The 26,987-nt window shown below is 40.0% G+C and carries 29 protein-coding genes; 20 read left to right on the top strand and 9 right to left on the bottom strand.

Translation table 11 applies throughout. The features are described 5' to 3' along the window. Positions 1-359 precede the first annotated feature (359 nt). Positions 360-1,580: a phosphoserine phosphatase SerB gene (serB, locus tag AC1M87_RS01830; protein ID WP_180028375.1), complete on the bottom strand. Its 1,221-nt coding sequence runs from the start codon at positions 1,578-1,580 to the stop codon at positions 360-362. A 77-nt stretch (positions 1,581-1,657) separates the two neighbouring features. Between serB and AC1M87_RS01825 the strand changes: the two genes are divergently transcribed. The 9 genes from AC1M87_RS01825 (at position 1,658) to AC1M87_RS01785 (ending at position 10,480) form a co-directional block, all read left to right on the top strand. Continuing rightward, positions 1,658-2,929: a hypothetical protein gene (locus AC1M87_RS01825; RefSeq protein WP_481592789.1), complete on the top strand. Its 1,272-nt coding sequence runs from the start codon at positions 1,658-1,660 to the stop codon at positions 2,927-2,929. Positions 2,930-3,213: 284 nt separating this feature from the next. Then, the gene (gene ribBA / locus AC1M87_RS01820; RefSeq protein ID WP_035264829.1) at positions 3,214-4,335 is read left to right on the top strand and encodes a bifunctional 3,4-dihydroxy-2-butanone-4-phosphate synthase/GTP cyclohydrolase II; all 1,122 of its coding nucleotides are present in this window, start codon (positions 3,214-3,216) and stop codon (positions 4,333-4,335) included. A gap of 24 nt (positions 4,336-4,359) precedes the next feature. After that, positions 4,360-4,830 (top strand): 6,7-dimethyl-8-ribityllumazine synthase, encoded by a 471-nt coding sequence (ribH, locus tag AC1M87_RS01815; RefSeq protein ID WP_035264832.1) that lies wholly within the window; start codon positions 4,360-4,362, stop codon positions 4,828-4,830. 3 nt (positions 4,831-4,833) lie between these two features. After that, positions 4,834-5,283, top strand: a complete 450-nt coding sequence (nusB, locus tag AC1M87_RS01810; RefSeq protein WP_035264834.1) for a transcription antitermination factor NusB — start codon at positions 4,834-4,836, stop codon at positions 5,281-5,283. 12 nt (positions 5,284-5,295) lie between these two features. Then, a complete protein-coding gene (gene thiL / locus AC1M87_RS01805; protein WP_481592788.1) occupies positions 5,296-6,225 on the top strand; it encodes a thiamine-phosphate kinase in 930 nt (309 codons plus the stop codon). 10 nt (positions 6,226-6,235) lie between these two features. Next, positions 6,236-6,712, top strand: a complete 477-nt coding sequence (locus AC1M87_RS01800) for a phosphatidylglycerophosphatase A family protein (protein ID WP_481590207.1) — start codon at positions 6,236-6,238, stop codon at positions 6,710-6,712. Positions 6,713-6,738: 26 nt separating this feature from the next. Then, positions 6,739-8,103 (top strand): bifunctional UDP-N-acetylglucosamine diphosphorylase/glucosamine-1-phosphate N-acetyltransferase GlmU, encoded by a 1,365-nt coding sequence (glmU, locus tag AC1M87_RS01795; protein WP_481592787.1) that lies wholly within the window; start codon positions 6,739-6,741, stop codon positions 8,101-8,103. A gap of 12 nt (positions 8,104-8,115) precedes the next feature. Further along, positions 8,116-9,954 (top strand): glutamine--fructose-6-phosphate transaminase (isomerizing), encoded by a 1,839-nt coding sequence (glmS, locus tag AC1M87_RS01790; protein WP_481592786.1) that lies wholly within the window; start codon positions 8,116-8,118, stop codon positions 9,952-9,954. A 61-nt stretch (positions 9,955-10,015) separates the two neighbouring features. Further along, a complete protein-coding gene (locus AC1M87_RS01785; RefSeq protein ID WP_035264844.1) occupies positions 10,016-10,480 on the top strand; it encodes a 2-thiouracil desulfurase family protein in 465 nt (154 codons plus the stop codon). Between the two features lie 6 nt (positions 10,481-10,486). Here AC1M87_RS01785 and AC1M87_RS01780 read toward each other — a convergent pair whose 3' ends face one another. The 3 genes from AC1M87_RS01780 to mhpT form a co-directional block, all read right to left on the bottom strand. Next, complete coding sequence (locus AC1M87_RS01780; protein ID WP_481592785.1) at positions 10,487-11,452, bottom strand: bile acid:sodium symporter family protein; 966 nt, start codon at positions 11,450-11,452, stop codon at positions 10,487-10,489. A 49-nt stretch (positions 11,453-11,501) separates the two neighbouring features. Continuing rightward, positions 11,502-12,155 carry a bifunctional nicotinamidase/pyrazinamidase gene (pncA, locus tag AC1M87_RS01775; protein ID WP_481592784.1) on the bottom strand — a complete coding sequence of 218 codons (654 nt, stop codon included), beginning with the start codon at positions 12,153-12,155 and terminating at the stop codon, positions 11,502-11,504. A gap of 143 nt (positions 12,156-12,298) precedes the next feature. Further along, the gene (gene mhpT / locus AC1M87_RS01770; RefSeq protein ID WP_035264856.1) at positions 12,299-13,507 is read right to left on the bottom strand and encodes a 3-(3-hydroxy-phenyl)propionate transporter MhpT; all 1,209 of its coding nucleotides are present in this window, start codon (positions 13,505-13,507) and stop codon (positions 12,299-12,301) included. A gap of 681 nt (positions 13,508-14,188) precedes the next feature. On the opposite strand from mhpT, the gene dapA reads away from it, so the two are divergent. The 3 genes from dapA to purC are packed head-to-tail and all read left to right on the top strand — an operon-like array spanning position 14,189 to position 16,468. After that, positions 14,189-15,088 carry a 4-hydroxy-tetrahydrodipicolinate synthase gene (dapA, locus tag AC1M87_RS01765; RefSeq protein ID WP_481592783.1) on the top strand — a complete coding sequence of 300 codons (900 nt, stop codon included), beginning with the start codon at positions 14,189-14,191 and terminating at the stop codon, positions 15,086-15,088. 17 nt (positions 15,089-15,105) lie between these two features. Next, positions 15,106-15,711, top strand: a complete 606-nt coding sequence (locus AC1M87_RS01760) for a lipoprotein-34 precursor (NlpB) (protein WP_035264860.1) — start codon at positions 15,106-15,108, stop codon at positions 15,709-15,711. 37 nt (positions 15,712-15,748) lie between these two features. Further along, the gene (gene purC, locus AC1M87_RS01755; protein WP_092766585.1) at positions 15,749-16,468 is read left to right on the top strand and encodes a phosphoribosylaminoimidazolesuccinocarboxamide synthase; all 720 of its coding nucleotides are present in this window, start codon (positions 15,749-15,751) and stop codon (positions 16,466-16,468) included. 420 nt (positions 16,469-16,888) lie between these two features. Here the strand turns inward: purC and AC1M87_RS01750 are convergent, their stop codons facing one another. The 3 genes from AC1M87_RS01750 to AC1M87_RS01740 form a co-directional block, all read right to left on the bottom strand. Then, complete coding sequence (locus AC1M87_RS01750; protein ID WP_092766586.1) at positions 16,889-18,163, bottom strand: replication-associated recombination protein A; 1,275 nt, start codon at positions 18,161-18,163, stop codon at positions 16,889-16,891. A 102-nt stretch (positions 18,164-18,265) separates the two neighbouring features. Continuing rightward, positions 18,266-19,450, bottom strand: a complete 1,185-nt coding sequence (locus AC1M87_RS01745; protein ID WP_481592782.1) for a PQQ-dependent sugar dehydrogenase — start codon at positions 19,448-19,450, stop codon at positions 18,266-18,268. A 110-nt stretch (positions 19,451-19,560) separates the two neighbouring features. After that, the gene (locus AC1M87_RS01740) at positions 19,561-20,013 is read right to left on the bottom strand and encodes a YcgN family cysteine cluster protein (protein ID WP_481591991.1); all 453 of its coding nucleotides are present in this window, start codon (positions 20,011-20,013) and stop codon (positions 19,561-19,563) included. Between the two features lie 190 nt (positions 20,014-20,203). On the opposite strand from AC1M87_RS01740, the gene AC1M87_RS01735 reads away from it, so the two are divergent. The 7 genes from AC1M87_RS01735 to AC1M87_RS01705 all read left to right on the top strand — a co-directional run bounded on the left by AC1M87_RS01735 (position 20,204) and on the right by AC1M87_RS01705 (position 24,344). Further along, a complete protein-coding gene (locus AC1M87_RS01735) occupies positions 20,204-20,362 on the top strand; it encodes a DUF1328 domain-containing protein (RefSeq protein ID WP_035264869.1) in 159 nt (52 codons plus the stop codon). Positions 20,363-20,591: 229 nt separating this feature from the next. After that, on the top strand, positions 20,592-21,329 hold the full coding sequence (locus tag AC1M87_RS01730; RefSeq protein ID WP_035264872.1) for a dienelactone hydrolase family protein: 738 nt from the start codon (positions 20,592-20,594) through the stop codon (positions 21,327-21,329). A gap of 62 nt (positions 21,330-21,391) precedes the next feature. Then, the gene (locus AC1M87_RS01725; RefSeq protein ID WP_265596980.1) at positions 21,392-21,760 is read left to right on the top strand and encodes an HIT family protein; all 369 of its coding nucleotides are present in this window, start codon (positions 21,392-21,394) and stop codon (positions 21,758-21,760) included. Positions 21,761-21,866: 106 nt separating this feature from the next. After that, the gene (mutY, locus tag AC1M87_RS01720; RefSeq protein WP_481592781.1) at positions 21,867-22,898 is read left to right on the top strand and encodes an A/G-specific adenine glycosylase; all 1,032 of its coding nucleotides are present in this window, start codon (positions 21,867-21,869) and stop codon (positions 22,896-22,898) included. Between the two features lie 58 nt (positions 22,899-22,956). Next, the gene (locus AC1M87_RS01715) at positions 22,957-23,481 is read left to right on the top strand and encodes a M23 family metallopeptidase (protein ID WP_035264946.1); all 525 of its coding nucleotides are present in this window, start codon (positions 22,957-22,959) and stop codon (positions 23,479-23,481) included. A gap of 29 nt (positions 23,482-23,510) precedes the next feature. Then, the gene (locus tag AC1M87_RS01710) at positions 23,511-23,756 is read left to right on the top strand and encodes a hypothetical protein (RefSeq protein ID WP_481592780.1); all 246 of its coding nucleotides are present in this window, start codon (positions 23,511-23,513) and stop codon (positions 23,754-23,756) included. Positions 23,757-23,774: 18 nt separating this feature from the next. After that, complete coding sequence (locus tag AC1M87_RS01705; RefSeq protein ID WP_481592779.1) at positions 23,775-24,344, top strand: DNA-3-methyladenine glycosylase I; 570 nt, start codon at positions 23,775-23,777, stop codon at positions 24,342-24,344. 5 nt (positions 24,345-24,349) lie between these two features. Here AC1M87_RS01705 and AC1M87_RS01700 read toward each other — a convergent pair whose 3' ends face one another. Further along, positions 24,350-25,792: an aminotransferase-like domain-containing protein gene (locus AC1M87_RS01700; protein ID WP_481592778.1), complete on the bottom strand. Its 1,443-nt coding sequence runs from the start codon at positions 25,790-25,792 to the stop codon at positions 24,350-24,352. A 94-nt stretch (positions 25,793-25,886) separates the two neighbouring features. On the opposite strand from AC1M87_RS01700, the gene AC1M87_RS01695 reads away from it, so the two are divergent. Beyond that, entirely contained in the window at positions 25,887-26,297 is a 411-nt protein-coding gene (locus tag AC1M87_RS01695; protein ID WP_481592777.1) for a hypothetical protein, read from the top strand. 18 nt (positions 26,298-26,315) lie between these two features. Here AC1M87_RS01695 and AC1M87_RS01690 read toward each other — a convergent pair whose 3' ends face one another. Continuing rightward, a complete protein-coding gene (locus AC1M87_RS01690) occupies positions 26,316-26,966 on the bottom strand; it encodes an START domain-containing protein (RefSeq protein WP_481592776.1) in 651 nt (216 codons plus the stop codon). Positions 26,967-26,987: the final 21 nt, after the last annotated feature.

The raw sequence follows: 26,987 nt of genomic DNA, 5'->3' as shown, positions 1-26,987 counted from the left end.
ACAAATTAAATAACGCTTCACTTTCTTCAATGGTCTTGTTGGCGTTTATGAAAGCATTATGGTGAGTTTTTTTCAGAAAAAAAGACCTGATGCTTTTGTAAGCGACACATATTGTCGCAACATTCTTTTGTCATTACATTTTTTAAGATTAGACATTTTTCATAGAGTCAGAATCAGTCAAACTTGGCGTGTCATTACAAAAAAATACCTCGTAATTTTTTGTCAAAAACATCTTTTTTTCGATGATGACCATCTGTTTTTTCGTCTGAACTTAGCTGATTAAAATTTGTCTAAGAATGATTCACTTAGATAAAAAAAAGCGACCATTTGGTCGCCTTTTTAATAAGCTTTTTTTGATTTTAAGCTCGACTTAAATCTTTATCATGTACACCTAACAGGTACAGAACACCATCCAACCCAACACTTGAGATGGCTTGATTTGCATTTTGACGCACCAATGGTTTAGCACGGAATGCAACGCCCAAGCCCGCTATAGAGAGCATTGGCAAATCATTCGCACCATCACCTACTGCAATCGTTTGCTCAAGTGAAATGCCCATTTCATCCGCAATTTGGCCTAATAAAAATGCTTTACGAGCGCCATCCACAATATGCCCTTTAACTTCGCCAGTGACCTGCCCATCTTGAACATCCAAGATATTGGCATGAACTTCATCAATCCCAAGTTTTTCTTGTAAATATTCAGCGAAGTATTGGAAGCCACCAGATAAAATAGCCGTACGATAACCCAAAGATTTCAGGGTTGAAATAAGACGTTCTGCACCTTCAGTAATCGTTAAACGTTCTGCAATTTTAGGCAATACAGAAGCATCCATACCTTTCAGTAGCGCCACACGCGCACGGAAACTGCTCTGAAAGTCCAGCTCACCTTGCATAGCACGCTCAGTAATTTCTGCGACTTGTGCACCGACACCTGCTTCAATTGCAAGCTCATCAATCACTTCTTGTTCGATCAGCGTTGAATCCATATCAAAGCAAACTAAACGACGATTACGACGGTACGGCGTGTCTTCTTGTACTGCAACATCGACACTAAGGTCATTTGATAAACTTAAACATGCCGCTCGCATCGCTGCAGCATCTAACATCTGACCGCTCAAACCAAATTGCACACAAGCACGTTTTGGTTCATTTTCAAAATGATTCAACGTTGGGCGACCAGACAAACGAGTGACTGTTTCAATATTAAACCCTTGACTTGAAACAATATTAGTCACTGCTTGCAAATGTGCTGCGGTAAGTTCAGGTGCCAATGCCGTCACGATATATCGTGTACGTCCACCCTCTTTCACCCATTGCTCATAATCTTCTGAATCGATCGGTTTAAAGCGCACAGTAAGACCAATATCGTGTGCTAAAATCAGAATATCTTTCATGGCCAAAGCCGTTGCTGTCTGGTCTTCGGAAGCAACCACGATGCCGAGAGTCAATTGGTTATGGATAACTGCTTGTCCTACATCTAAAATTTGCAAAGAATGTACGGACAACACCTGCATCAATCGAGTAAACTGATTCGGTTGGTCAGGTCCTAAAAATGAAATAAGAATGATTTCTCGCATGAATTGACTCGGGTCTGAGCTACGAATATTGTAAGAATCATAATCGAAATTGAATTAATTTTCTTTGGAAGTTTACGTTGAATGCGCCTAGACAAGGGCTATTTGCTAGCCTGCTGATTGTAAGTTTTGCCTTGCATACCTTTTTATTGGTTATTGCAACGACACATCAATTAAATGAAAACCGTGCAAGCCAAGGTTTGCTAATGACGACTCAACTGGTCGCAGATAGCTTAACTGAACTTGAACCTGCCAATACTGTATCTCTTGCATTATTAGCCAACCGCTATGCAACGAATCCAAGTGTTGCATATATACGTATTCTTGGCACAGGAGATCAAGTTCTCGCGACTGCAGGCTTGTCTAAGACGCGTCAGGGTGAAATCTTCGTTCGAGATGCACTACAAAATGAAAAGAAAATTGGCAGTGTGGAAATCACATTGGTTAAATCAAGTATCGGTGAAATATTAAGAACACAATGGCTGGCGATCCTCTCGTCACTCTTTATTCATGGCTTATTATGGTTGGCTTATCGTGCCATTGCTCGCCCTACTCGTAGCGAATATCTTGCGAGATTAAATAATGAGTCCCGTTTACGTCATGAGATCAAACTGCTCACTGAAGCATTAGAACTGGAAAAGAGTCAGCCTAAACAACCTCATACGCCAGAGCAAAATAAAGAACAAGCTGCAATTACGCCAAAAGTACCGACTCTGCAGTTAAATCAGGATGCTTTATCACTGAATATCCAATTTTATGATCCGAAACAATTAATTAATACGGTCAACAAATCTGTCTCTTTACCTTATTTTAATTTATGTCAAATTTTCTTAAATAAGAGTATCGAACTGTGTACAGCGCATTATCATTTGAATGTTGATGATATCGTTGTGAATCGTAGTTTTGATCAACAAGGCGCTGTCATCAGTATTTCTTCACTCAAGAATAACTCGATTGCTTGCATCTTAATGATTGGTTCGGTGTTTCAATTATTGTCAGAAGTACTCTATAAACGTTACCGTGAGGATAAACGGTTCGTATTACAAACGCGCTGTGCTGTAACCGCGCCAGTGGAAGCAATGCAACTCGACTCAGTACAAGCGGCGGAAAGACTCACACATCACCTGATTGCGAAAGAAATGGCGCTATATTTGACCCACGATCAGTTAAAGCATATTGGTGAATGCTATCAATTGGTTCCGATGCCGAATCCAACCAGTGTGTTAACACGTCACGCTTTCATGATTAATGGTATGAACGAAGCCTGTGCCGAACTTGCACAAAATATCCGTACTGAAATTTTGAAAGGCAAAGCTCAAAGCTCTTCGACGGATCGCACAATCAGCTCTTAATTAGATTAAATTTTAATAAGTAAACCAGATTTGATGCTAAGTTAAATCTGGTTTTTCTTTTTTAAAGCTCACAGTCGTGAAAAGTTAGACTAAGCGTCTAGTTTGTATACAAAATTGCTCTTTTGGTAATTTTATCTCTCTTTTCAATGTGCTATGAAGGTGTAAGTTGGACTGTGTTGAATGGTACAGTCATAAGCATAGGCAAACTGACTAAAAAAGCGTTAGACTATGGCGCAACAAATTTATTCAAATGTCAGAATGACATAACAAAAAGGTGAAGGTTGATGTCGCTCAATACTGTAGAAGAACTTGTAGCAGATATCCGTGCAGGAAAAATGGTCATCCTGATGGATGATGAAGATCGTGAAAATGAAGGCGACCTCGTTATTGCTGCAACGCACGTACGACCTGAAGACATTAATTTCATGATCACGCATGCTCGTGGCTTAGTTTGTTTAACCTTAAGCCGTGAACGCTGCAAACAATTAAATTTACCGTTGATGGTTGATGCGAATGGCGCTCAACACGGGACAAACTTCACGCTTTCTATTGAAGCTGCAAATGGCATTTCTACAGGTATTTCTCCAGCAGAACGTGCGCACACGATTCAAACAGCAGTTGCGGCACATGCAAAACCAGCAGATATCGTTCAGCCAGGCCATATTTTTCCACTCATGGCACAACCAGGTGGTGTGCTCCATCGTGCAGGTCATACCGAAGCAGGTTGTGATTTAGCTCGTCTTGCAGGTCTTGAACCAGCTTCTGTGATTTGTGAAATTATCAATGAAGACGGGACTATGGCCCGTCGTGCTGACCTTGAAATTTTTGCTGAAAAACACGGTCTAAAAATTGGTACAATTGCTGATCTTATTCACTACCGTATGACCAATGAACAAACGGTAGAGCGTTTGGATCAACAAAAACTCGATACCGAGTATGGTACTTTTGATCTTTACCGTTATCGTGAAGTCGGGAATCCTGATATTCATTTGGCATTGGTTAAAGGTCAACCTGAAGAGGGTGTGACGACTGTTCGCGTTCATGGCTTCAATCCGGCGCGAGACTTATTAAAGCTTAATAAGCAAGATGGTGAAGCAGCTTGGAATTTAGATCGTGCTTTAAAAGAAATTGCTCAAAGCGATCGTGGTGTCTTGGTATGGATTGGACAACGTCAGCCGTCTGATTTAGGTCCAGCATTAGAAGCATTAACTGCGCCAAAACCAGCCAAGTCAAATGCTGCCTTATCGCAGCAATACCAAACGATTGGTGTGGGTGCACAAATTTTACGTGATTTAGGCGTACAGAAAATGAAGCTCCTGAGCTCACCTTTACGCTTCAATGCATTGTCTGGCTTTAATTTAGAAGTGGTCGAATACATCACAGCTGATCAGAGCTCTCATTCATAACTCTTATTAAATATCGAGGTTGCTATGGCGATTCGCCGTATTGAAGGTTTATTACATCTCGCGAGCGAAGATCGTTACGCGATTCTAGTTGGTCGTTTTAACAGCTTTGTTGTTGAACATTTATTAGAAGGTGCAATTGATACATTGCATCGACATGGTGTTAAAGACGATAATATCACTGTCGTTCACGCGCCAGGCGCTTGGGAACTTCCGGTTGTGGCGAAAAAACTCGCAAATTCTGGTAAGTTTGATGCGGTAATTGCACTTGGTGCAGTTATTCGCGGTAGCACTCCTCACTTTGACTTTGTTGCTGGTGAATGTGCAAAAGGCCTTGGTGTTGTTGGTTTAGAAGCTGGTTTACCTGTAATCAATGGCGTATTGACTACAGACAGCATTGAACAAGCCATCGAGCGTTCAGGTACAAAAGCAGGTAATAAAGGTGGTGAAGCTGCCTTGACTGCAATTGAAATGGTTAACTTGCTAAAGGCGATCTAAAGCATGTCGCAGACACTCCAAGCTACTTATGCAGCTAAACGCAAAGCACGTCGTTTTGCTGTACAAGGGATTTATGAATGGCAAATGAGCCACAACCCTGTGCATGAAATTGAAGCACGTACACGTGCTGAAAATGCCATGCATAAAGTGGATCTCAGCTATTATCACGAGTTGCTCACACAAGTGATTGCAAATCATGAAGCATTGGATGCGTTATTAATTCCAGTACTAGATCGTGAGATCTCGGCACTGGACGGCGTTGAATTAGCTACTTTGCGTCTTGGCGCGTATGAATTGAAAGAGCATCTTGAAATTCCATATCGCGTCGTTCTCGATGAAGCAATTGAATTGGCTAAACACTTCGGCGGTGCAGATAGTCACAAATACATCAATGGTGTATTAGACCGTTTGGCACAAAGCCTACGTGAAGCAGAAAAGCAACAAGCAAAATAAGTTGTTGTTGAAATGGCTGAGTTTTCTATTATTGACACCTATTTCAATCGACCGAGTTATTCTTCAGTCGATCTAGGTGTCGGTGATGACTCAGCCCTGCTCACCCCGCCTCCACAGCAACAATTGGTCATTTGTGCCGATACCCTCGTTGCTGGTCGACATTTCCCCATCGATACAGATCCCCATGCGATTGGATGGAAATCTGTAGCTGTGAATCTTTCAGACATTGCAGCCATGGGTGCAAAACCTCAAAGCATTCTCTTGGCATTGAGCCTACCCCAAATTGATCATCACTGGCTAAAAGGGTTTAGTCAGGGTTTGTATGATTGTTGCGATCAATTTGGAGTAAGTTTAATTGGCGGCGACACAACGCAAAGCCCACATCTCACATTATCAGTTACCGCTCTAGGCTGGGTGGATATTGGAAAAGCCGTGCCACGTTCTGGTGCTCAAGCAGGTGATTTAATCTGTGTATCCGGCACTGTCGGTGATGCTGCATTCGGATTAAAATATCCCGATCATGCTTTAAAAAAACGTCTCGATTATCCCACTCCACGTTGTGAACTCGGTCAAGCGCTTAAAGGATTGGCGCATAGTATGATTGACGTATCCGATGGTTTAGCACAAGATTTAGGACATATTCTCAAAGCATCTCATGTTGGTGCCGACCTACACTTAGATCAACTTCCACTTAGTCCTGCCTTACAAGCATTGCCCAATCAACAAAAATGGCAATTGGCTTTAGCAGGTGGTGATGATTATGAATTGTGTTTTACCATTCCTTCACCTGCCTTGGATGAATTAAAAGCTCGACACTGCGATACACCGATCACGGTGATTGGTGTCGTAAAAGAGACTCAGCAATTAGATTTTTATCATCATCAACAACTACAAGAACTAGAATTACAGGGATATCAGCACTTTGCCAAAACAACCAATTAATTTTAAAGCGATGACTTGGTCTGAACGTTTCATTGTTTTTTGTGGCGTTGGATTCGGCTCTGGTTTGGCACCAAAAGCACCGGGTACTTTTGGTTCAGCTTTTGCGTTGCTGTTTATCCCTGCTTTCATGACAATAGGTTTTTTGTATAGCACGATTGCCATAATCGTTATGTCATTGATTGGAATATATATTTGTGGAAGAGCCGCTGATATAATGCGCGTCCATGATGACGGACGAATTGTGTGGGATGAATTTGCGGGGCAATCGATCACGTTTCTCCCTTTAATCTACCTAGGCCTAATGAATTGGGTATGGCTATTGGTCGGTTTTGCACTTTTCCGTCTCTTTGATGTTTGGAAACCTTGGCCGATTCGTGTCATTGATCGTCAAGTCGACGGTGGTTTCGGCATTATGCTTGATGACCTGATCGCAGGTCTGTGGGCAGCACTTTGTATTATAATTTATCTCTATATTGATATGGCTTAAGCCAAGCTCCAAAGAAAGGATGTTGTATGTCAACCACAGTTGTTATTCTTGCTGCAGGTAAAGGGACGCGAATGCGTTCAAAACTACCAAAAGTATTACAGCCTTTAGCAGGACGTCCACTCTTAGGGCATGTCATTGAAACCGCAAAAAAAATACAAGCTGAAAATATTATTACTATTTTCGGTCACGGCGGCGCTCTAGTTAAACAAGCATTTTCGACAGAAAATATTGACTGGGTTGAACAAGCTGAACAACTTGGTACAGGTCACGCTGTTCAAATGACCTTACCTGTATTACCCAAAGATGGTATTTCTTTAATTTTATCCGGTGATGTTCCTTGTATTACAGCCGATACATTACAAAAATTACTTGAAGCAACACAATCTAAAGGTATTGGCTTAGTCACACTTACACTAGACGATGCTTCAGGTTACGGTCGTATCGTGAGAGAAAATGGTAAAATCCAAGCCATTGTTGAACATAAAGATGCTTCTGAAGCGCAACGTTTAATTCAAGAAATTAATACTGGCATTTATGCGGTAAGCAATGCCAAATTGCACGAGTGGTTGCCACGTCTGAATAATAATAATGCGCAAGGCGAATATTATTTAACAGATATCGTAGCAATGGCTATTGACGATGGACTCGAAATTGCTTCAGTTGAACCTGCTTTAGCTTTCGAAGTTGAAGGTGTAAATGATCGTGTGCAATTGGCAGCATTGGAAAGAGAATACCAAAACTACCAAGCGAAATTGCTGATGCAGCAAGGTGTACATTTGATCGACCCGAGTCGTTTCGATCTCCGAGGTTCACTCAAGGTTGGTCAAGATGTACGTATCGATATCAATGTCATTATCGAGGGCGAATGTGAACTTGGTGACAATGTCGAAATCGGTGCAGGCTGTGTAATTAAAAACTCCAAAATTGCTGCAGGCACGAAAGTTCAACCATATAGCGTATTTGATTCAGCCATTGTGGGTGAGCAGACTCAAATTGGACCATTCGCACGTTTGCGCCCTGGTGCTAAATTGGCAAATGAAGTACACATTGGCAACTTTGTTGAAGTGAAAAACACCACCATTGGTTTAGGCTCTAAAGCCAATCATTTTACGTACTTAGGTGATGCTGAAGTGGGTGAGGGTTCAAATATCGGCGCGGGTACGATCACATGTAATTATGATGGTGCCAACAAGTTTAAAACGATCATTGGTGACCAAGCCTTTATAGGTTCAAACAGCTCTTTAGTCGCGCCGGTTAAAATTGGTAATGGTGCAACAGTTGGTGCTGGATCGACGATTACTCGTGATGTGGATGATCATAGTTTAGCCGTAGAACGCTCTAAACAATTTGTGAAAGACAATTATCCACGTCCACAAAAGATTAAGAATTAAGGGGATTACAATATGTGTGGTATCGTCGGCGGTGTAGCAGAACGAAGCATAACGAATATTCTAATTGAAGGCTTAAAGCGTCTTGAATACCGTGGTTATGACTCAGCGGGATTAGCTTTAATCAATGCAGGTCAAGTTTTACGTGAACGTCGTGTCGGTAAAGTTATCAACCTTGAAGAAGCGGTTTCAGAAGCAGCAATCACTGGCGCGCTTGGTATCGCACATACACGTTGGGCTACTCATGGCAAACCTACAGAAAATAATGCACATCCGCATATATCTGGTCAAGTCGCTGTGGTACATAACGGTATTATTGAAAATTACCAAGAGCTTAAAGATGATCTTGAAACATTAGGATATGTGTTTACATCCCAAACAGATACTGAAGTTGTTGCACACTTAGTTCATGATGCACTGAAGTCTGCTCCTAACCTGCTTAAAGCCGTTGAACAAGTTGTGCCTCAACTCAAAGGTGCATTTGCACTCGGTATCGTACATACAGATTACCCAAATGAATTGATCACTGTTCGTGAAGGTTCACCGCTCGTGATCGGTGTGGGAATTGGTGAGAACTTTATCAGTTCTGATCAATTGGCCCTATTACCGATTACCAATCGTTTTATATACCTTGAAGAAGGTGATATTGCGCGTTTAACACGTGATACGATTGAAGTCTATGTACAAGGTGAGCGCGTTGAACGCCCTGTCAAAGAACTTGATGCGACAGTGAGTAATGCTTCAAAAGGTGAATATAAGCATTACATGCTGAAAGAAATTTTTGAGCAACCCGAAGCGATCAAGCAAACCATCTCTCAAGCCTTAAATGCCGATCACTTACGTGATGATTTTCTTGCAAATGCTGTAGAAGATTTTTCTCAGATTCAGCAAGTTCAAATCATCGCTTGCGGTACCAGTTACCATGCAGGCATGATCGCAAAATATTGGTTTGAACAACTGATTGATGTACCTTGCCAAGTTGAAATTGCAAGTGAGTTCCGCTATCGCACTCCAGTCATCGTGAACAATACACTCTATGTGTGTATTTCTCAATCAGGTGAAACTGCCGACACATTGGCTGCTCTTCGTGATACACAAAAACGTGCCAAAGCGAAAAATATTAATATCACCACGATGACGATCTGTAACGTTGCAACATCTTCCATGGTGCGTGAAACAGATTACAGCTTATTGACATTAGCAGGTCCAGAAATTGGGGTTGCGTCGACCAAAGCATTCACCACACAACTTGCTGCCTTGATGCTTCTCGTGCTTAAGTTCGGTCAAGTTAAACAAACGATTTCTAATGAACAAGTAACTGAAATCATTACTGGATTGTGGCATACACCTAAAGTGATTCTTGATACATTACAATGTGATAAAGAAATTTTACGCCTATCTGAATTGTTTGTTGAAAAACAACATTGCCTATTTTTAGGTCGTGGAACACAGTTCCCAATCGCGCTTGAAGGAGCGCTTAAGCTGAAAGAAATTTCATATATTCATGCTGAAGGTTATGCAGCTGGTGAGTTGAAACACGGCCCATTGGCCTTAGTTGATAATGATATGCCTGTTGTCATTCTTGCTCCTCAGGATGACATGCTTGATAAGCTCAAATCAAATATGGAAGAGGTTCAAGCACGTGGTGGTGAGCTGTTTGTATTTGCAGATGAAAATAGTGGCATTAAGGAGAAAGAGCGCCAACACGTCGTTCAAGTTCCGAGCGTTTCAGCACTATTATCACCAATCGTATACAGTATTCCTGTGCAGCTTTTGTCCTATCATGTCGCTGTACTACGTGGTACCGATGTAGATCAGCCGCGTAACTTAGCTAAGTCAGTTACGGTTGAATAATTCAATTTGATCTACACTTAAAAAGATCGATAATGAAAATTATCGGTCTTTTTTTTATCAAATGAAATATCTTATCAGTGCATGTTTAGTCGGACATCCAGTTCGCTACGATGGTCAACATTGCCTTCAAGAAAAAATTAAAACGCTGATTGATACCGATCAGGCCGTCGTAATCTGCCCTGAAATTTCTGGAGGACTTAGCACTCCCAGAGCCCCTGCTGAAATTCAAAAAGGAACAGGCTCCGATGTTTTGAGTGGTCATGCAAAAGTATTTGATCTTTCGGGAAAAGATGTTACCGAAGCATTTATTTTAGGTGCCAAACAGACCTTAGCTTTTGCGAAAAAACATGGGATTACTCATGCGATTTTGAAAGCTAAAAGTCCATCATGTGGTTTTGGTCAGATTTATGATGGCTCTTTTTCGGGGTCAAAAATAAATGCGGACGGTGTTACAGCAGCGCTTTTAAAGCAACATGGTATTCACATCATGACTGAAAAAGAATTTCTAGATCAGTTAATGAAATAAAATCAGCTACTTAATCACATCACCGTCATACTTATTTTTTTTAAGGACAGCTTTGTCACGCGTCGCCCAATAACTTGCCAAGACGGGTCCAGAAATATTGTGCCACAAACTAAAAATTGCACTTGGAAGTGCTGTAATGGGGGTTGCCGCAAAATGAACCGCAGCTAAAGCAACGCCTAAGCCAGAATTTTGCATCCCTACTTCTATCGAAACTGCTTTAGCATCTGCTTGATTGAGCTGCAATAATTTTGCAGCCCAATAACCTATAAAATATCCTAATCCATTATGTAAAATTACAACAGCAAGGATCAGTAACCCTGACTGTAAAATTTGCATTTTGCTTCCAGCAATAATCGCAGCCACAATCAATACAATCGCGATGACTGAAACCATAGGCATCATTGCGATATATCGATCTATTTTTTGCTTAAATAGGCCGCTCACGATCACCCCTAAAATGATAGGGAACAAAATCACTTGCATTACCGATACAAGCATTGCTACCGCATCTATATCGATCCACTGACTCGCTAAGAGATAAAAAATCAATGGTGTCAGCAAAGGTGCTAACATCGTTGAAACTGAGGTACACGCGACGGACAAAGCCACATTTGCCTTTGCCATATAAGCAATGACGTTAGATGCTGTACCTCCGGGACAACATCCAACAAGGAGTACGCCAACGGCAATTTCAGCGGGTAATCGAAATGCTATGCACAATCCCCATGCCAATAATGGCATCACTATAAATTGAGCACTCACGCCAACGGCAACCGCCTTAGGCTGGCTGAGAACACTTTTAAAATCTTCCCACGACAGGGTCATTCCCATGCCAAACATGATAATCCCGAGCATCCAAGTGATATAAGACTTAAGCCAAATAAAAGCTTCTGGCATATACATGGCAATTCCTGCAAATAAGAGTACCCACAGCGCAAAGGTTTTCTGCACGAATTGATTGATAGCTTTCATTTAGAAGTTCACTTGTTGGATTAACGACGTATGATCTTGAGCCATGCCTTTAAATGGTCTGCGCTGAGTGTCTGAGAGTCATCAGTTCTTTGGCGTAAATTCGTTTCACACCTTGTGCAAGCATTTCTTGCCATGCATGTTGCAACGAACCATTTAAATCGATGCCTTTAGTCGCATCTGACACGACATAACTGTTAAAACCTAATTTTGCAGCATCAATTGCCGTCCAAGCCACACAAAAATCAGTGGCGATCCCGACAATGAAGATGTCACGAATTCCACGCTCACGCAGATAACCTGCTAAGCCAGTCGATGTTCGATGATCAGCTTCTAAAAAGGCAGAATAACTATCAATATGTGGATGAAAACCTTTACGAATGACCAACTGCGCTTTGGATATATTCAAGTCTGGATGAAAATCTGCATCATGTGTACCCTGCACACAATGTGAAGGCCATAACACCTGGCGGCCATAAGCTAATTCAATCGTCTCATAAGCAGACTTTCCAGGATGATTTTCAAAAAATGAAATATGGTCTTGAGGATGCCAATCTTGGGTAAGGACAACATTGTCAAAATGCCGAGCAAGTAAATTAATGGTTGGAATAATTTGATCTGAATTTGCTACCGCCAAATTTCCCCCAGGGGTAAATCCATTCTGAACATCAACAACGATAAGTGCACTTTGTTGTGGTTGGAACATCCTTTTCAGCTCCCTATATTTTTGAAATTGTTAGGGACTATTGCATAGGATCATGAGAACTACAATTGTTTGAGTAGAAAATTTGATAAGAAAACTCTATAAAAAAAGCCTGCATCAAGCAGGCTTTAATCTATGTTTTTGTCTTAATTCTGGATACGACGTACCAACATTAACATGAAGATCGCAGAAATAATAATACAAGGGATTGCTGCAGAGATTACGCCTGCTGCACCAAATCCTGCCGTTAACAATGATCCTGCAATTGCTGGCCCAAGCATAGCACCGATACGACCTACTGCTGATGCTACACCAACACCTGTACCACGTACTTCTGTTGGGTACACAATACCACCAAATGCGTAAAGCACACCTTGACAGCCAATCACGAAAGCACCAACCAATGCTGAAGCCAAATACATTTGTGTGAGTGAGCTTGCTGCATTCAACGCAAGAAGGCCAGCCAAAATACCACCGTACATTAACAAGATCACATAAGCTTTTTTCCAGCGGTCAGTTAATACACCTAAAATCACAGTACCTACAGTAGCACTTACCATGAAGTAGAATTGCGCTGTCGCACCTTCTTTTCTTGAGAAACCTAATTCTTGGAATAGAGAAGGTAACCAGCTGAGCATGATGTAAACCACCATGAGCGTGAAGAAATAGCTACACCAGATGAACATCGTACGAAGAAGATTCTGTGAATTAAATAAATCTTTAAACGAACCTTGTGGAGCTTCTGCAATTTCAGCTTCAGTTCTATTTTGCGTTTTCAAGAATTCTTTAGATTCAGGTAAGAACTTCATCATCACTGGAATAACAATTAATGGTAATAAACCACCAAGATAGAAAATATTTTTCCAGTTAGCACCGAAATCTGTACTTGCAATTAAAGATAAGATCGCAGCACCGACAGGCATACCGCAATACATTAGCCCAACAGCGCGACCACGATTTTGTGGGGTTACTGCTTCAGAAGCCAAAGTGATGAGAATTGGCATTGCTGCACCTAGTCCTGCACCTGCAAGGAAACGTACAGCCAATAAACTGTTAAAACTATTTACCCATACCGTACATAAAGTGAATACAGCGAAAACAGCAACAGACCAAATTAAAACTGTTTTACGACCAATACGGTCCGCAATACGCCCACCTACCAGTGCCCCAGGTAACAGACCTAAAATACCGGCACTAAAAAACACACCTAATTGTGAACTATCTAAACCAAAATGTTCACGAATACCCGCAGCTGCAATACCTGCAGCCTGAATATCTAAGCCTTCAATTACTGCAATGAGGAAGCAGATACCTACCGTCAAAATTGCATGTTTGTTACTTACTGATTCTTGCATTGAACTTCCCTCACTCATCAGCATTTGAGTCCGATGCCCGATTATCTATGTAAGTCAATGAAAGTGAGAGTTATCAAATGGTGTAATAAAATGTAATCAAAATAAGATTAAATTTCATACCTCTTGCCAACCAAAATAAATTCTAGTCTTCAAAACGATTAATTATTTTTTTTATTTAGGAAAAAACCAAGAAAAATCTATTATAAAATCTATAAGTATTAGAATAATTTAACCTTTAAGTAAAAAAAATAAGACGTTTTATAAATTATAATAATCACATAATTTAAAAATTATTAGTCTATTCACCTGTATATACATACATCTTAAATCTGATGTAAGTGATATAAGCTATTAATTCAGGGTAAATTGGTCAGATTTTAGTTCGAATTTTCATTTTTATCCGCAATACTTTCATAGACGAACATCTATCTTCACTGTTATTTAAATGCCTAACCATAAGGTCTTAAAATTGCTTTTTTTAAAAAAAGTTACTTGTTTTAACTAAACTTTTTTTTGACTGAAGTGAATTCATATTGTTCTTATTGGTTGCTTAGTTCATAATTTGCATACGCATTATCCAGTATGCAGGCATATTGGATCGTGATATAAATCAAAATACATACCCATCCAAACTTCGCTTCTCAACCTTCACTGGATGGAAAAATAGGATCGTGTTTTAAAATGACTACTCAGCAAGCTCAGGTAATTCAAGGCTCAATCGTCGCAATCGTCACTCCAATGTTTGAAGATGGAACTGTTGATTGGAAGGGTCTCGAGAAGCTTGTTGAATGGCACATTGAACAAGGTACAAATAGTATCGTTGCCGTGGGAACAACAGGTGAAGCTTCGACCTTAAGCATGGCTGAACACACTCAAGTGATCAAAGAAATAATTCGTGTAGCCAATAAACGCATTCCAATTATTGCCGGCACAGGCGCAAACTCAACGCATGAAGCGATTGAGCTTACCAAAGAAGCTAAAGAGCTTGGTGCAGATGCTGCACTTTTAGTAACGCCATATTATAACAAACCGACTCAAGAAGGCTTGTATCAGCATTACAAAGCAATTGCTGAAGCTGTTGATTTACCGCAAATTCTTTATAACGTACCTGGCCGTACTGGCGTTGATATGAGCAATGAAACTGTAGTTCGTCTTGCTGATATTCCTCAAATCGTAGGTATTAAAGATGCAACAGGTGATGTTCCTCGCGGTGCTGAGCTTTTAAAAGCACTTGAAGGCAAAGAAATGGTGGTCTATTCAGGTGATGACGCAACAGCATATCAACTGATTGAGCATGGTGCGAAAGGTAATATTTCTGTGACCGCTAACGTTGCTCCAAAGCAAATGAGCCAAGTGTGTGCCGCTGGTTTAGTGGGTGATGCAGCTCAAGCAAAAGCAATTAATGATCAAGTTGCAAATTTACACGAAATTCTATTTTGTGAATCAAACCCAATTCCTGTGAAATGGGCACTTCATGAAATGGGATTAATTGGTACAGGTATCCGTTTACCACTTACTCCATTAGCAGAACAATATCGAGCTTCACTGCGTGATGCATTAAAAGCTGCGAGCATTATTTAAAGAAGAGTATAACAACTATGCAACTACGTTTTGGCTTACCCCTTGCCCTTTCAGCCCTCAGCATGGTCGGTTGTAGTACGATTGGTATCGATAATGGTTCACTCGATTATAAAAAATCTACTGCACAAACCCCGCTTAAATTTCCTGAAGGTTCAATGGTTAGACCAGCAACACCGCTTTATCCAGCGCCTGTTGTTGAACAGCTTGCAATAGACAATGCGCCACAAATGGTTAATAAGCGAGGTAATCGTTTCGAGCTACCTCGTCCTAATGTGGCACCAACCGTTTCTAATCCTGTTGAGAGTGAACAATCAACTGCTGTCGGTCGTCCACAACTTTTAACTGATGGAAATGGCAATCCGTTGATCAAAATTGACGGAAATTCTGCTACAATTTGGCAATACACAATCGCCACCCTCAGTAGCCTCAACTACAACTTTGTCAATCAACCTAAGAATCCCCATTCCGCGACAATTCAAGTGGATGGTGAAAGTTTAGTGCTTAAACTGACATCTGTAGGTTCGAGTCATACCTTGGCCGTGTTTACCCCAACTAACGCGTTTGCAGACAAACAAAAAGCTGCGAGCCTGTTAACCCAGATTTATCAAAACTGGCCAGCCTAGTCGTTCTAGGCATATTTTTTCTGAAAAAGGTTCCACCATGTTAAAACAAACCTTGCTCTATACTGGTAAAGCTAAATCCGTTTATGAAACCGATAGTGCAGACCACCTGATTTTAGTCTTTCGTGATGATGCCTCAGCATTTAATGGCGAAAAAATCGAACAGCTAGATCGCAAAGGTAAGGTGAACAACCGTTTTAACGCCTTTATCATGGAAAAACTTGCAGCTGCAGGTATCGAAACTCATTTCGAAAAACTTTTAACACCAAACGAAGTTTTGGTTAAAAAGTTAAACATGATTCCAGTTGAATGTGTAATCCGTAACTATGCAGCTGGTTCGCTTTGCCGTCGTTTGGGTGTTGAAGAAGGTTTAGAACTTACACCACCTACATTTGAATTATTTTTCAAAGATGACGCTTTGGGCGACCCAATGGTGAATGAATCTCAAGCCATTGCTTTAGGTTGGGCTACTGCTGAGCAACTTGAGCGTATGAAAGAGTTAACTCACCAAGTAAACGTGGTGTTAAAAGATCTTTTTGCTCAAGGCAACATGCTTTTAGTTGATTTTAAACTTGAATTTGGTGTGTTCCATGACCGTATCGTTCTTGGTGATGAGTTCTCTCCAGATGGTTGCCGTCTATGGGACAAAGATACCAAGAAAAAATTAGATAAAGACCGTTTCCGCCAAGGTTTAGGTGGTGTGGTTGAAGCTTATGAAGAAGTTGCTACACGTATCGGTGTTGACCTTTCTGATATCTAAATCAAAATTTAGATAAAATAAAGCCGAGTCATATGACTCGGCTTTTTTGTATCTGTTGATATTATTTTTATATTTTCAAATTGTTGTTATACATTCATTATTTTTGTTAAGTCGCATTACCAATGCTCTCTCCTCATTGGTAATGCTATTAATTTATCGAATCGATATTTAAATAAGATGACAAATCTGGGTCATTGATCATTAAAAAACTCAATTGTTGTTTTTGTTTTTAAATTTACCCCCATTAATCGAATAAATTAATGCTATTTATTAAAATGATCGTTTTTACAATATCACTAAGTTCAACTAATATATTTTTATACCAGGCAACTACAGGAGTTGGTGGCTCAAGAGAGAGACTGTAGTTGCCGACCAGATGAATCGCTTTTCGCCCAGCTTCCTATAGAACTGGGCTTTTTTTTATTGTTGTTGCTGCTCTTGCTGCCAACGTCGCTGCTGTAAACGCTCTGCTTCGACTTCACGCTTATTACGAGCTGATTCGTACAATTTGGTGCCTTTCAGCTCTGGAGGCATATAATCCTGCAACACGAAATGTTCTGGATAGTGATGTGGATATAAGTAATCTACACCATATCCCTGCTCTTTCATTAACTTGGTTGGAGCATTTCTTAAATGCAATGGAACTGGAAGATTTGACGTACGTTCAGCCAACTCTAATGCTTTATTGATTGCTAAGTAAGTGCTGTTACTTTTCGCGCTTGTGGCCAAATACACTGCACATTGTCCTAAAATAATACGGCATTCTGGCATCCCAACCGCTTGAACGGACCTAAAACACTCCCCAGCCAATAACAACGCATTAGGATTAGAATTTCCAATATCTTCCGAAGCGGCTATCAACATCCGACGCGCAATAAAGACTGGATCTTCCCCCCCCTTTAACATTCTCGCCATCCAATATAGTGCAGCGTCAGGATCACTTCCACGAATTGATTTAATGAATGCTGAGACTAAATCATAGTGCTGCTCACCAGATTTGTCATATCGCGCAATATTTTGTTGAGCTACTTTCACCACGATGGCATTGGTGACAATATTTTCAACATCTGCTTCAAATGTGCTCGCAATGAGATCCAATAAATTGAGTGCTTTACGAGCATCACCTGCGGCAAATTGAATTAATGCATCATATTCTTCGATGTGAATATGACGGTCTTTCAGAAATTGGTCTTGCTTGAGTGCACGTTCAATTAAATGTTGAATATCATGCTCAGATAATGCATTCAGCGTATACACCTGACAGCGCGACAACAAAGCATTATTGACTTCAAAAGAAGGATTTTCTGTGGTTGCACCAACCAGAGTAATCTTGCCTTTTTCTACTGCGCTCAGTAAGGCATCTTGTTGAGATTTATTAAAACGATGAATTTCATCAATAAAAACCACTGGTACAATGAGATCACCACTTTCCCCAATGATTTCTCGAAGCTCTTTAACACCAGTGTTGAGTGCAGACAAGCTAATAAAAGTACGATCTACAGCTTGAGCTAACAATAGCGCAATGGTGGTCTTGCCGACGCCTGGAGGCCCCCAAAAAATAATCGAAGGTAAATGTCCTTGGTCAATCATTTGACGTAAAGGTGCGTCTTCACCAAGTAAATGATCTTGTCCGATAATCTCAGACAAATCACGTGGACGTAAGCGTTCAGGTAGCGGAATTTGTGTATCGGACATATTTTTTATAGATCTCAAAGTGCTGTTGACTAGTCTACTATGTAATAGTCAAATTCCAATATTAATAGTCAAAACAACCATCACTATTCAACATTTTTCATTTTACTCAGATTCGAGTTTTGCTTTTAATTTGAATAAATAAGCTTGCGGTCCATCTTCTATTCCCCAAATTGTGCCATCCTTCGCTTCATGCAAGTCTCGTACTCGAACCCCCATATCCAAGCGCTGAATTTCTCGTACAGGTTCAGATTGTGGATCTACCACAATAATGGCTTTCGATGATAATCCACCGATTAAGGCTTTGTTCTTCCATTGTGGAAAATAGTTAGATTTATAAAAAATCAGACTCGAGGGTGAAATCACTGGAGACCAATCAAGTTTAGGGGCTATGAATTCAGGTCGCGTTTCATGATTCGGAATCTGTTTCCCATCATAGTGATCACCATTAGATACAATTGGATAGCCATAATTCTTACCTTTTTCAATAAGATTGAACTCATCGCCACCTTTAGGGCCCATTTCTGCCACCCACAAACGATTTTGATGATCAAATGCCATACCTAAAGGATTACGATGACCTAAACTCCAAATCTGCGCTGAGACACCACCTTGTTTGGCAAATGGATTAGATTCTTGAGCACGACCATCATCATACAAATATACAATTTTACCTAGATTAGACTGCATATCTTGTGCAGGCTGAAACTTCTGCCGTTCCCCTGAACTAATCCATAAATTCGCTTGCTGGTCAAACACTATACGATGTGCATAATGCCCCTGACCCGACACTTTAGGGACTTGCTCCCATATGCGTTCGATATCCGTCAGTTTCGGTGCTTCGATATTCGATAAATCCAATTTCGCTCGGATTACCACTGCACCAAACAATCCATTTTTTTCTTCGGCATAACTGAGATATGACCAAGCGTTATTATTGAAATTAGGATGAATCGAAACATCACCTAACCCACCTTGTCCGCCATAAGCAACTTGAGGCACACCAGCCACGTTAAAACTACGTTTTGATTGTGGGTCAAACAACTTAAGTATGCCTGACTTTTCTGTAATTAACAGTTGACCATTTGGTAAAGTTGCAATCGCCCATGGTTCATCAAATAGAGCAATTTTTTCAACTTGATATCGTTGTTCTTGAGCTTTTGAATTCTCGTTTTTGACTGTTGATTCCTGCGGATTCTGTGCTTCAGTGGCTTTATTTTGATTGGCATGACACGCCATTATGATTCCGCTCAAACCAACAATCCAAATTAGTTTTGCAGCTTTTAACATGCCTTTCCCTTTTTAAATCCTTGAATATCAGTCTCAAGGATTAAACGGCAATGATCATTTTAAAAGTGTTTTTATATTACAAAATATGTGTAGTCTAGCAATTGAATGTACTAGCGTACCCACCGCACGATGTATTCATCTATTTCATTTTCATTAACAAGCTGTTCAGATATACAACGACCTGCTACAGATTTTCGAGCACTAATCACACTTTGTTTATTGCCTGTCACCAAGTGATGCCAATTCGGTAGCTTTTTACCTTCATTAATACGTCGATATGCACAACTCGAAGGTAGCCATCGTATTTGTTGTAATTTTTCAGGCGTTAACTGAATACAGTCAGGTACATGCACCTGACGATTTTCATAATCTGAACAATGCCCCGTCTGACAATCTAGAAGTTTGCACGCCACTTTGGTATATGCGATTTCTTCGGTTTCATCATCTTCTAATTTAACCAAACAACACATACCACAACCATCACACAGTGCCTCCCATTCTGCTTGGTTCATTTCAAACAGTGAATAATGTTTCCAAAATTCAGGGCGTAAAGATGTGCTCATGATTCAGCTAAATATCAAAAATTTGAGTCAGTATATCACTAATAATTCTCATAAAATTTCATCAATCTCAGTTACAGTTGATTAACTAAAGAATATCAATACTCTACGTTAAAATACCCTTTGTATACATTTTGCTCAGTTTATTTTCTTATACTGAATGAACATTAATAAAAATTTATGGAGAATCAAAATGTTCCGTTGGGCGATTATTTTTGCAGTGATTGCATTGATAGCAAGTTTGCTAGGGTTTGGTGGTGTAGCAGGCTTATCTAAAGATTTCGCAATTATCTTACTTGTGATTGCAGTGATTCTCGCAATTGTAGGCTTTATCTCAAGAGGCAAAGTCTAGTGTTCTAAATCACTAGATTAAATTGAAAACACAAGATTGATGAAAAGAAGAAGGTACTCCTTCTTCTTTTTTTATTTCTTTTTATCTGTTCATTGATACGCGTTTTATATATTCCAATCTTTCATAAATTCTCACATTTGATTTTACTTTCTTATTGCAAATTCATCACTTCGGAAAACATTTATGCTTTAATCTTTGCTGATTTTCATAAACGAAAGGACTTTCAATAATGACTTCAGCAATTCAAACAAGAGAAATTCAGTATAAAGCGGCAGATGGTACTCAATTGATTGGTTATTTTGCCGCACCTGAAAACTCTTCAGGAGCTGCAGGTATTATTGTAGCCCCAGAGTGGTGGGGTCGTAATGAATATACAGAACAACGTGCTCGAGAACTTGCAGAACAAGGATATGCTGCTTTTGCCATTGATATGTACGGCGACAAAAAGGTAACCACTGAAGCTTCTCAAGCAAATGAGTGGATGATGCAAACTTTCGCACAGCCTGAAACGATTGTACAACGCGCTACAGCTGCGTTAGACACTTTATCTGCACAGCCTGAAGTTGACGCAACTCGATTAGCTGCGATTGGTTTTTGTTACGGCGGAAAAGTTGTTTTAGATCTTGCTCGCTCTGGTGCGAACTTAAAAGCAGTTGCTACCTTCCATGCTAATTTATCTGCGCAAACACCTGCTCAACAAGGTCAAGTAAAAGCTGAAATTCTGGTTTTGCATGGTGAGCTAGATAGCATGGTCACGCTAGATGATGTGGCACAATTTAAAGAAGAAATGTTTGCAGCTCAGGTGCCACATGAGGTCATTATCTTTGAGGATGCAAAACATGGTTTTAGCAATCCACAAGCTGATGAACGGGCAAAAGCCAATGGTGTAGATCTCGGTTATAACGCTGAAGCTGAGGAAAAAAGCTTAGCTGCGATGTATGAGTTACTGTCGCGTCACTTAGATTAATTACTTTCAAAGTTTATTAGCGCTAAGATTATTGAAGAAAGAAGATAAAATATAAGAGGAATATAAGGATGAGTGAACAATGTACTTATTGCAATCACGATGAATATGATGTGATTGATAAAAATGAATTCGGTGTGATTTTGCCAGAACAGCAGCCGTTGACTAAAGGACATTCCGTTATTATTCCTTTACGTCATGTGAGTTCTTTTTTTGAAATTACCGATAAAGAGCGTAAAAGTTTACAGTCGTTGTTAGAACTGGCACGTAACGAGTTAAAAATCCGTCATCATCCGGAAGGCTTTCATATCGCTTTTAATGATGGCAAAGTTTTTGGCGATGAAGAGTCGGAACATTTACACATCCATATTATTCCTCGTTACAAAAACCAACCGCTTAAATTAGATAGTCGTTGGGGCATTATTCAAGAGTAATGTTGATTTTACAAAAAGGCGCAATATGCGCCTTTTTTCATGCTTTTTTAAAAGGTCTTTGCCTAGATTGGTTATACTGAGCACAGATTGTATTAATGGTATTTTCATGTTTTCTTTTTCAACTGCGTTACTGGATTGGTTTGATGTACATGGTCGACATGACCTGCCATGGCAAGTCGCAGATGATCCTTACAAAGTTTGGGTCTCTGAAATTATGTTGCAGCAAACCCAAGTGAAAACTGTTCTGAAATACTATGATCGTTTTATTGAGCGCTTTCCGACGGTCACCGATTTAGGTCATGCTACTTGGGATGAAGTTGCTCCTTACTGGGCAGGTCTAGGCTATTATGCGCGTGCTCGCAACCTGCATAAAGCAGCCACAATCGTAAGTCAAAATGGACATTTTCCAGAGACTTTAGAAGCTTGGATGGCCCTGCCAGGAATAGGTAGATCAACTGCTGGTGCATTGATGTCACTTGGATTACGCAAATACGGCGTGATAATGGATGGAAATGTTAAGCGTGTTTTAGCACGTTTCTTTGCCATTGAAGATGATTTATCAAAGCCTGTCCATGAACGTGCAATGTGGGAATTAGCCGAGCAACTCTGTCCTGAACAACGCAACCATGATTACACGCAAGCCATTATGGATTTGGGTGCAACAATTTGTACTCCTAAAAAACCACTTTGCCTGTACTGTCCAATGCAGTCAGAATGCCAAGCTTTAAAGCAGGGTCTGACACAAGAGTTACCATTTAAAAAGCCAAAAAAAGCAGTGCCTATAAAGACTGCGGATGTTTTATTACTGCGAAGTACTGAAAATACATGGTTATGGCAACAACGTCCGCATTCAGGCTTATGGGGTGGTTTATGGACCTTACCCATCATTGATGAAACTTCAGAATTTAGTCAATTGACTCAGCAATATGGTTTGGTGAGTAATCAATTACCAACTCAAATTTCACACAGTTTCACCCACTTTACCTGGTTACTGAATGCACATATTTTCCATGTTGATCTCGACCAGATGGAATACCTCCAAACAGAATTAGAAGGTGAATGGCTCGCTCCACAAGTTGTAACAGAAATGGGCATTCCAACTGCGATGAAAAAATTGATCTCAGCCGTGAAATTGTGACATAGTCGATTCAAATAAGTGTGGCTGTATCAATCAAGGAGTTGGAGTGACTAAGTATTTGCGACATTACATCATCCTAAGTGTAGCTATTTTACTTGTTGCCTGCAGTAGCCAACCTCCAAAACAAACGCCGCTTGACCCAACCCTCGTTGCTCGCTTACATATGCTTCCTTTGGACCGCAAATTACCTATCCCAGTACAAGGTGTAAAAGCGAGACAACTCACTGACACTTGGGGTGCATCACGAAGTCACGGTCGAACACATGAAGGCATTGATATCTTGGCGGCTCGTGGTACAAAAGTTTATAGTGCAACTGATGGAATTGTTCGCAGTATGCGCGATAATAAGCTGGGTGGGAAAGTCATTTGGATTTTAGGACCCGCTGGTTCTTGGCATTATTATGCGCATTTAGATCAGCATAAAAAAGGTCTCAATGAGGGTGACTTCGTGCGACGAGGTGACCATATTGGTTATGTCGGCAATACGGGTAATGCTCGACATACTGCCCCTCATTTACATTATGGAATTTACTTAGATGGTCGCGGTCGAGGCCCTGTCAATCCATACCCTTATTTACGTTAAATTAAAGTTTTTATTATTAGGAAGTTTTCATGTCAGAAGCCTTGATTAATCGTCTAGTTGAATTTGCAGAATCTGGCAATCAACAACGTATTGTCTTAAATGGACAAAGCCATCAGGGCTGGATTATGGAAATTACCGAAGAAGCTCTGTTGATTAGCACTGGGTTTGCAGATAAAGCAGGTAAAGATTTCTGGATTAATTTTTCGGATTTAGAACAGGCAGAGTTGTTCTTTTGGGACAATCAAAACGATCAGTGGGTTGCTTTTAACATTTGATCACTTCAGAGCATTCGCATGACGATTCAACGCTGTAGCTGGTGCTCCGATGAGCAGATTTATATTGATTATCACGATCAAGAATGGGGTGTTCCTGTATATGATGAACACACCTTATTTGAAATGCTCTGTTTAGAAGGTCAGCAAGCAGGACTCGCTTGGATTATTGTTTTAAAAAAACGCGAGCGATATCGACATCATTTCTTTCAATACACCATTGAAGAAATTGCGACTTTTACAGATGAACATTTAATCGAAATAGCACAAGATCCGGGCATAATTCGTCATTTAGGTAAACTAAAGGCGATTCGAGATAATGCTCGAGCATGGTTGAATATGCGCCAAAACATGCCTGATATGGTCAAATGGCTATGGAGTTTTGTAGGGCATCAACCCAAAGTTCATTCTGTGCCAGACTATCGCTTAGCACCAACACAAAGCGAATTAAGCCTGCAACTGTCTAAAACTCTAAAAAAGAATGGTTTTAAATTCGTGGGTCCAACCATTATCTATTCTTATCTGCAAGCGATAGGAATGATTGATGATCATGAAAATCACTGCTTTAAAAACCTTAGTTTAGCGCCATAAACTTTTTAAGAAGGTGCTTGGGATGATGACCTCATTTTTTGTTTCACCCAATCCGCTAAAAACACGATGGAGTCATGAATTTCATGAGTCAGTTCATGCCCTGCATTTAAGCGAATATAATTTTTATAACGGCGCTCTTCTCCAAAAACATCACCGGGAACAATGTTAATACCATGTTGACGTGCGGCATAATAGAGTTCTAAACCATCAATATGTGTCGGCAATTGCAGCCATAAAACATAACCACCATCCGGCTGACTTAACCCAATATCGATCCCGTGGAAAGCGTTTAATATCGTTTTTCGATATGCATCAACTTGATGATTTAATTTTGGTTTTAATCGGAGTAGATGCTCACGATAGGCTCTACTATACATCAGGTCAGCCAAAGCCAATTGCAAAGGTGTATTCACACTGACATTTTGAATGACAATTTGACGATGTAAATGTTTAAGCCTTGGCGGTAAACAAAACCAACCTACTCGATATGCGCTGGACAATGATTTTGATATTGAACTGCATAAAATGACATAGCCTGCTTCATCCCAATGTTTGATCGGTAAAGGTCGCTGTAAATTAAAACTACATTCAGCATAAATATCATCTTCAATCACATAACATTGATATTGTTCAGCCAATTGCACAATTTTCTGCTTATCATGATTTGAAAGCTCAAATCCTAGTGGATTTTGATAATTCACAGTCAATAGACAGGCTTTGGTATCGGGGTGCTGCATAGCTCTTTCTAAACGTTCTAAATCAAAACCATCCACATGTGCAGGTATCTCAATCAACTTGCGTTTCAGTGTCCCTAACAACTGTAATTGACCATTAAAATTTGGGGTTGGAATCACAATGCCATCCCCTTCCTTGGTCAAGAGCTGAACCACGAGTGATAACGCAGCCATACAGCCATTGGTGATATAAATCTCGTCTGGATTGATATAAAACCCATCTTCAGCCCAATGGTCTGATAAAGCTTGTCTCAATCTCAGATGCCCTTGTCGATTACTATAAAGGAAATCTTCTGGTTGACTGTGTTTTAAAGCACGTTGAATTGACTTTCGGATTGCATCTACAGGCACGTGATTTGGAGAGATTTGTACTGCACCTAAATGAATTGATCGATTATTGGTTGAAGACTCCTGTATTTCAATTTGCAAATCTAAGTTACTGATATCCTTTGCTTCAGCTTCAAATTCACGATGATAAGGCAATACTGGTGGATCATTTTTGGATTTCGAATGTTGTACAAAATAACCTGATTTATTTTTAACAGTGATGAGCCCTTCCGATTCCAATAATGCATAACAATTTTTTGCTGTATTTAAACTAACGGAATGTAATGCTGAAAATTGTCGAAGGGAAATGAGCTTCTGTCCTGAACACAGTTCTCCACTCAGAATTTTCTGTTTGATATGTTTGGCTAAGATTTGATACTGAAACATGAACTGTGCTCATTTTTATAAAATCTGTGTATCTGTATCTATAAACCTAGCAAATTTATGATGGTCTTACAGTTAAAAAGACACAGGAGGCCACATGAACAACGATAAATTATATTTGATATTACCCTTGGTAACACTTTTGACAGCTTGCCAACCAGAGCATGCGATCGATCAAGCTGCACTTGAACAAAAATTTATTTGTACATCGTTAATTGATGGATTCTTAAAAGTGACGCACAACAGTCATTATCGTTTTACAAAAAGTATTGAATCTCCAGAGCAGCAGAAAATTTACCTTTACACCGTATCTTCTGGTCATGCAGTCAAGCTCAATAGTCCCACACAAAAAAATTTAAATTTTCAATGTGATGATTCCAAAAAACAGACCTACCAAGTTTTTCTATTGGATCAGGCATCTAAGACAAAGCAACCAATTTTGAGTTTTCATTTGCCTCAAGCAGCAGAGTTAAAGCAATTTACAGCTTACACTTTGAAAAATGATTAAATGCCTAATTTAAACTCATTATTTCAAAATATCTGGTAACGGTATCTGCGCAGATTGAGCTTTTGCTAATTCAGTTTTCATTTTTTGCAACATTTGATAAGGCTGCTGTTGTACAAACATATTGGTCACACTTTGTGGAATTGCACCTTCTGGATCCGCATATCCTGAAGTGCTGACCTTCACCTTATTCGGTCCAATCTGTTCAAAGCTCCAGTCTCCAACATAGTGTTGCAGCCGAATATACTGAGGATTCTTAGGTTTTCCCGTTTGCGAAGCTTTATTCTTAATATGAATAATACCTTTTGAGTCCTTATACATTTTCCCTTGCACAATCAGGTCTCGATCTTTCAAAGGAAATGGAAAATCTAACACCATGTAGAGTTTAAATTCCCCTTGCTTCAAATCTTGAGAAATCACCTGTGCTGAACCGACATTGGGTACCCATGATTTTGCATTTTCTACATCCAAAACTATTGCAACTGCTCTTTCGAGTGAAGCATCCACTACTGTTTCAGCACGATAGGACAACACAGGATGATCAGGATTTTGTATCGTCCACACTTTAATATTGTTTTTGTTAATAGTGAGTCGAGAGGCTTCATTAGCTTGAACTTGGCTTGTCAGGCCAATGGCACTGACAAGCAAGCAGATCATAGAAATTTTCTTCATTTTTATTCTTCATATTTAACA

It is taken from the genome of Acinetobacter sp. 24-47-62 (assembly GCF_056779765.1).
Note: the sequence above shows the minus strand (reverse complement) of the source record. Positions and strands in the feature narration are given on the sequence as shown.

Excerpts from the sequence above, each read along its gene's own strand:
- serB (WP_180028375.1), bottom strand. The coding sequence starts at position 1,580 with ATGCGAGAAATCATTCTTATTTCATTTTTAGGACCTGACCAACCGAAT.
- ribBA (WP_035264829.1), top strand. The coding sequence starts at position 3,214 with ATGTCGCTCAATACTGTAGAAGAACTTGTAGCAGATATCCGTGCAGGA.
- ribH (WP_035264832.1), top strand. The coding sequence starts at position 4,360 with ATGGCGATTCGCCGTATTGAAGGTTTATTACATCTCGCGAGCGAAGAT.
- nusB (WP_035264834.1), top strand. The coding sequence starts at position 4,834 with ATGTCGCAGACACTCCAAGCTACTTATGCAGCTAAACGCAAAGCACGT.
- thiL (WP_481592788.1), top strand. The coding sequence starts at position 5,296 with ATGGCTGAGTTTTCTATTATTGACACCTATTTCAATCGACCGAGTTAT.
- AC1M87_RS01800 (WP_481590207.1), top strand. The coding sequence starts at position 6,236 with ATGACTTGGTCTGAACGTTTCATTGTTTTTTGTGGCGTTGGATTCGGC.
- glmU (WP_481592787.1), top strand. The coding sequence starts at position 6,739 with ATGTCAACCACAGTTGTTATTCTTGCTGCAGGTAAAGGGACGCGAATG.
- glmS (WP_481592786.1), top strand. The coding sequence starts at position 8,116 with ATGTGTGGTATCGTCGGCGGTGTAGCAGAACGAAGCATAACGAATATT.
- AC1M87_RS01785 (WP_035264844.1), top strand. The coding sequence starts at position 10,016 with ATGAAATATCTTATCAGTGCATGTTTAGTCGGACATCCAGTTCGCTAC.
- AC1M87_RS01780 (WP_481592785.1), bottom strand. The coding sequence starts at position 11,452 with ATGAAAGCTATCAATCAATTCGTGCAGAAAACCTTTGCGCTGTGGGTA.
- pncA (WP_481592784.1), bottom strand. The coding sequence starts at position 12,155 with ATGTTCCAACCACAACAAAGTGCACTTATCGTTGTTGATGTTCAGAAT.
- mhpT (WP_035264856.1), bottom strand. The coding sequence starts at position 13,507 with ATGCAAGAATCAGTAAGTAACAAACATGCAATTTTGACGGTAGGTATC.
- dapA (WP_481592783.1), top strand. The coding sequence starts at position 14,189 with ATGACTACTCAGCAAGCTCAGGTAATTCAAGGCTCAATCGTCGCAATC.
- AC1M87_RS01760 (WP_035264860.1), top strand. The coding sequence starts at position 15,106 with ATGCAACTACGTTTTGGCTTACCCCTTGCCCTTTCAGCCCTCAGCATG.
- purC (WP_092766585.1), top strand. The coding sequence starts at position 15,749 with ATGTTAAAACAAACCTTGCTCTATACTGGTAAAGCTAAATCCGTTTAT.
- AC1M87_RS01750 (WP_092766586.1), bottom strand. The coding sequence starts at position 18,163 with ATGTCCGATACACAAATTCCGCTACCTGAACGCTTACGTCCACGTGAT.
- AC1M87_RS01745 (WP_481592782.1), bottom strand. The coding sequence starts at position 19,450 with ATGTTAAAAGCTGCAAAACTAATTTGGATTGTTGGTTTGAGCGGAATC.
- AC1M87_RS01740 (WP_481591991.1), bottom strand. The coding sequence starts at position 20,013 with ATGAGCACATCTTTACGCCCTGAATTTTGGAAACATTATTCACTGTTT.
- AC1M87_RS01735 (WP_035264869.1), top strand. The coding sequence starts at position 20,204 with ATGTTCCGTTGGGCGATTATTTTTGCAGTGATTGCATTGATAGCAAGT.
- AC1M87_RS01730 (WP_035264872.1), top strand. The coding sequence starts at position 20,592 with ATGACTTCAGCAATTCAAACAAGAGAAATTCAGTATAAAGCGGCAGAT.
- mutY (WP_481592781.1), top strand. The coding sequence starts at position 21,867 with ATGTTTTCTTTTTCAACTGCGTTACTGGATTGGTTTGATGTACATGGT.
- AC1M87_RS01710 (WP_481592780.1), top strand. The coding sequence starts at position 23,511 with ATGTCAGAAGCCTTGATTAATCGTCTAGTTGAATTTGCAGAATCTGGC.
- AC1M87_RS01705 (WP_481592779.1), top strand. The coding sequence starts at position 23,775 with ATGACGATTCAACGCTGTAGCTGGTGCTCCGATGAGCAGATTTATATT.
- AC1M87_RS01700 (WP_481592778.1), bottom strand. The coding sequence starts at position 25,792 with ATGTTTCAGTATCAAATCTTAGCCAAACATATCAAACAGAAAATTCTG.
- AC1M87_RS01695 (WP_481592777.1), top strand. The coding sequence starts at position 25,887 with ATGAACAACGATAAATTATATTTGATATTACCCTTGGTAACACTTTTG.
- AC1M87_RS01690 (WP_481592776.1), bottom strand. The coding sequence starts at position 26,966 with ATGAAGAAAATTTCTATGATCTGCTTGCTTGTCAGTGCCATTGGCCTG.